This window comes from Microbacterium sp. Leaf351 (assembly GCF_001423825.1).
GTDB classification, from domain to species: Bacteria; Actinomycetota; Actinomycetes; order Actinomycetales; family Microbacteriaceae; genus Microbacterium; species Microbacterium ginsengisoli.
The window spans coordinates 126,202-130,583 of record NZ_LMPK01000035.1 but is presented as its reverse complement, the minus strand read 5'-3'; the positions used below and the strand labels follow the sequence as shown (position 1 = coordinate 130,583).

4 protein-coding genes and 1 pseudogene are annotated in these 4,382 nt (G+C 71.1%); 1 reads left to right on the top strand and 4 read right to left on the bottom strand.

The features are described from left to right. The 4 genes from ASG00_RS11740 to ASG00_RS11725 form a co-directional block, all read right to left on the bottom strand. Positions 1–885, bottom strand: an 885-nt coding sequence (locus tag ASG00_RS11740) for a citrate/2-methylcitrate synthase (RefSeq protein ID WP_235559531.1), incomplete at its 3' end; no start/stop codon positions are given. Positions 886–904: 19 nt separating this feature from the next. Further along, positions 905–1,804: a methylisocitrate lyase gene (prpB, locus tag ASG00_RS11735; protein WP_056209803.1), complete on the bottom strand. Its 900-nt coding sequence runs from the start codon at positions 1,802–1,804 to the stop codon at positions 905–907. Beyond that, on the bottom strand, positions 1,804–3,330 hold the full coding sequence (locus ASG00_RS11730; protein WP_056209800.1) for an MmgE/PrpD family protein: 1,527 nt from the start codon (positions 3,328–3,330) through the stop codon (positions 1,804–1,806). Before ASG00_RS11730 ends, prpB begins: the two co-directional genes overlap by 1 nt. Next, positions 3,327–4,019: a GntR family transcriptional regulator gene (locus ASG00_RS11725; protein WP_056209797.1), complete on the bottom strand. Its 693-nt coding sequence runs from the start codon at positions 4,017–4,019 to the stop codon at positions 3,327–3,329. The genes ASG00_RS11730 and ASG00_RS11725 overlap by 4 nt, the downstream gene beginning before the upstream one ends. A gap of 164 nt (positions 4,020–4,183) precedes the next feature. Between ASG00_RS11725 and ASG00_RS18315 the strand changes: the two are divergent. Further along, positions 4,184–4,382 (top strand): annotated as a pseudogene (locus ASG00_RS18315) (steroid 3-ketoacyl-CoA thiolase); the annotation flags it as partial.

The following is a 4,382-nucleotide window of genomic DNA, read 5'->3' as shown; positions in this document are numbered from 1 at the left end:
GTCGTAGAGCGCGGCGAGGTCACGGGCGTCGTAGTACTCCACGAGGTCGTCGAGGGCGGCCTTCATGGTCGGCACGCGCGAGTCGCCCTTCTTGTAGACCCGGTGCCCGAAGCCCATGATCTTGCGCTTCGCGGCGAGGGCCTCGTCGAGCCACGGGCCGACGTTGTCTGCCGTGCCGACCTCGTCGAAGATGTGCATGACGGCCTCATTGGCCCCGCCGTGCAGGGCGCCCTTGAGCGCACCGATCGCACCGACGACCGCAGAGTAGAGGTCGGAGGTGGTCGACGTGATCACCCGTGAGGTGAACGTCGAGGCGTTGAACGAGTGCTCCGCGTACAGGATCATCGACACGTTGAACGCGTCGACGACGATGTCGGCCGGCTCTTCGCCGAACGTCATCCACAGGAAGTTCGCCGCGTAGCCGAGGTCGTCCCGCGGCGGCACCGGCTGCTGACCGCGGCGGCGGCGCTGGTCGTAGGCGACGATCGCGGGGATCTTCGCGAACAGCAGCTGCGCCTTGGCGAGGTCGGCGGCGGGCGAGTTGTCGGATGCCGCGGCATCCTGCGCGCCGAGGACCGACACCGCTGTGCGCACGACGTCCATCGGGTGCGACTCGAGCGGCAGCAGGTCGATCACCGTCTTCACGTCGGCGTCGAGCCCGCGGTGCGTGCGCTCGAACCCCTCGAATGCGGCGAGGGCCGCGGCATCCGGCAGATCGCCGTTCCACAGCAGCAGGGCGACGGACTCGAACGACTGGGTCGCCGCGAGCTCCTGCACCGGGTAGCCGCGGTACAGCAGGCTGTTGGTGTCGGGGTTGACCTTGCTGATCGCGGTGTAGTCGACCGTGACCCCGGCGAGGCCCTTCTTGATCTCGATCTCGGACATGTCTGCTCCTTCGCGGACGTCAGCGGGTGATCTGGAAGTTGAACACCGAGGTGTCGAAGTGGTTGTAGTCCTCGTAGTCCACCAGGTCGTAGAGGTCGGCGCGATGCTGCATCTCGCCGAGCTTCGACGTGAGGTGGCCGTCGTCGACGAGGGTGTCGAGCGCACGGCCCGCGGCACCCATGGCGATGCGCAGCAGCGACACCGGCCAGATGACGATGTTCACTCCCACGTCCCGCAGCTGGTCGACGCTGAACAGGTCGCTCTTGCCGAACTCGGTCATGTTGGCGAGGATCGGCACGTCGACGGCGTTGCGCACCGCCTCGAACTCGCCGAGGTCGCGCATCGCCTCGGGGAAGATCGCGTCGGCCCCGGCGTCGACGAGCGCCTTGGCGCGGTCGATCGCGGCATCGAGCCCCTCGACGGCACGGATGTCGGTGCGCGCCATGATGAGGAAGTTCGGGTCACGACGGGCATCGGATGCCGCGCGGATGCGCTTGATCGCGGTGTCCTGGTCGACGACCGCCTTGCCGTCGAGGTGACCGCACCGCTTGGGGTTGATCTGGTCCTCGATGTGGGTGCCGGCGATGCCGGCGTCCTCGAGGGTCTGGATCGTGCGGGCCACGTTCATGGGCTCGCCGAAGCCGGTGTCGGCGTCGATGATCGCCGGCAGCTCGGTCATGCGGGCGATCTGCTGGCCGCGGCCGGCGACCTCGGTGAGGGTCGTGAGGCCGATGTCGGGCAGCCCGAGGTCGGCGGAGAGCACCGCACCCGAGATGTAGACGCCCTCGAAGCCCTTGCGCTCGATGAGCCGGGCCGAGAGCGGGTTGAACGCGCCCGGGAACCGCAGCAGCTCGCCGGTGGCGAGCCGCTCGCGGAACAGGCGCCGCTTCTCGGCGGCGGGGGTCTGGCTGTACAGCATCAGAAGAGTCCCTTCGGGGCGGGGGCGGAGGCGAGCACGCCGGGGGCCGCGACGATCGACAGCTCGCGCACTTCGGCCGGGGTCAGCTCGGGCAGGCGCTCGGCGAGGTCGAGGAAGCGCTCGATCTCGTCGGCGGTGAGCACGGGCTCGGCGAGCAGCCGGAACTTCGCGACGTAGTCGGGGCGGGTGAAGGGGCGGGCGCCGAGCGGGTGGGCATCGGCCACGGCGATCTCGTCGACGATGGTCTCGCCGTTCGCGAGGCGGATCTCCACGCGGCCGCCGAACGCCTTCTCGTCGGGGTCCTCCGAGTGGTAGCGGCGGGTCCACTCGGCGTCCTCAGCGGTGGTGACCTTGTGCCACAGCGCCACCGTGTCAGGGCGGGCCGCGCGCGCGGGCAGGTAGGAGTCGACGTGGTGCCACGCGGCATCCTGCAGGGCGACCGTGAAGATGTAGGGGATCGAGTGGTCGAGGGTCTCGCGGGAGGCCGCAGGGTCGTACTTCTGCGGGTCGTTCGCGCCCGAGCCGATCACGTAGTGCGTGTGGTGGCTGGTGTGCAGCACGATCGCCTCGATGTTCTCGGGGTCGCGCAGCTCGGGCCGCGCGGTGCCGAGCTTGCGGGCGAGGTCGATCCACGCCTGCGCCTGGTACTCGGCGGAGTGCTCCTTCGTGTACGAGTCGAGGATGGCCCGCTTCGCCTCGCCGCGGTCGGGGAGCGGCACGTCGTAGGCGGCATCCTTCCCGTCGAGGAGCCATGCGATCACGCCGTCCTCGCCCTCGTAGATCGGCGCCGGGCTGGTCTCGCCGCGCATCGCGCGGTCGACCGCCTCGACGGCCATCTTGCCGGCGAAGGCGGGGGCGTGGGCCTTCCACGTGGAGATCTCGCCCTTGCGGGACTGCCGGGTCGCGGTGGTGGTGTGCAGCGCCTGGCCGACGGCCTGGTAGATCGTCTCGACCGGCAGGCCGAGAAGGCTGCCGATGCCTGCCGCAGCGGAGGGGCCGAGATGGGCGACGTGGTCGATCTTGTGCTTGTGCAGCGAGATGGCGCGCACGAGGTCGATCTGGATCTCGTACCCGGTGGCGATGCCGCGCAGCAGCTGTGCGCCGGTCGCGCCGACGTGCTGGGCGACGGCGAGGATCGGCGGGATGTTGTCGCCGGGGTGCGAGTACTCGGCGGCGAGGAAGGTGTCGTGGTAGTCGAGCTCGCGCACCGCGACCCCGTTGGCCCAGGCCGCCCACTCGGGGCTCGTCGTGCGCTCGAGGGCGCAGCCGAAGACCGTGGAACCCGGGCCCGACACGGACACCGGGTGATCGAGCGCCTGCTGGCGGGCCGCACTCACCGGCCCGCGGGTGAGGGATGCCGCGGCCACCGCGGCGTTGTCGATGATGCGGTTGATGATCATGTCGGCCACCTCGTCGGTGACAGCGACCGGGTCGGCGGCGACCTCGGCGATCTTCCAGGCGAGCTGGTCGGTGCGGGGAAGCTCTTCGTCGCTGCGGTAGACGCGGACGTGGTGGGTGACGGTCATGCTGCTCCTTGATCGGCGGGGTGGGCGGGCTCGGCGACGGATGCGTCGGCGGATGCGGCGTCGGCGGCGAGCGAGGCGAGGATGCTGGTGAGCGCGTTGTGCAGGTGCACGTGCGTGGCGTGGGCGGCGAGGTCGGCGTCGCGCCGGGCGATCGCGTCGGCGATGACGCGGTGCTCGGCGACCGAGGCGGCGAGGCGTTCGGGCTTGTCGCGGGCGAGCCGGCGCACGCGCACGAGGTGGGTGCGCACGGTGCGCAGGGCCGCCACCAGGTAGTCGTTGCCGACGGCGGCGTCGAGCGCGGCGTCGAACCGGGCGATGAGCGCGTAGTAGGCGTCCCGCCCCTCGCCGCCCTCGAGGCGGGCGTGGTCGAAGTCGGCGGCGAACGCCGCGAACACGGCCGCGTCGGCGCGCTCGGCGGCGAGGCGCGCCTGGGTCTCCTCCAGCGCTCGGCGGATCTCGAAGAGCGCACGGATGTCGGCGGCATCCACCCCCGTGACGACGGTCACGCGCGGCGAGGCCTGCGTGACGAGGCCGTCGGCGGCGAGGCGCGCGAGCGCCGCGCGCAGCGGAGTGCGGCTCACCCCGAGGCGGGCGGACTGGGCGGGCTCGGCGAGCACCGTGCCGGGGGCGAGGGCTCCGGACTGGATTTCATCGAGGAGGGTCGTGTAGGTGTGATCGCTGGCGCGCATGCCGCTCCTCCCTCGTCGCTGGCCATCGTTAGTGTATACACTCAGCCCCTGATTCCGCCAGCAGGTTCGAGCAGGTCGCGCTCTGCGTATACGCAGGGGACCCGCGCCGCCGGCGCCGCCCGGGCGTAGGCTGGCGGCATCCGCCCTGCCGCGAAGGAGCTCCCATGGCCGAAGCCGTCATCGTCGACGTCGTGCGCACCGGATCGGGTCGGGGAAAGCCCGGCGGAGCGCTCTCGGGCACGCACCCCGTCGACCTGCTCGCGACCGTGCTCACCGCGCTCGTCGACCGCACCGGCATCGACCCGGCCCTCGTCGACGATGTGATCGGCGGCTGCGTCGCGCAGGTCGGCGAGCAGTCCTCCA

Coding starts and splice junctions, on each gene's coding strand:
- ASG00_RS11725 (WP_056209797.1), bottom strand. CDS start 4,019: ATGCGCGCCAGCGATCACACCTACACGACCCTCCTCGATGAAATCCAG.
- ASG00_RS11730 (WP_056209800.1), bottom strand. CDS start 3,330: ATGACCGTCACCCACCACGTCCGCGTCTACCGCAGCGACGAAGAGCTT.
- prpB (WP_056209803.1), bottom strand. CDS start 1,804: ATGCTGTACAGCCAGACCCCCGCCGCCGAGAAGCGGCGCCTGTTCCGC.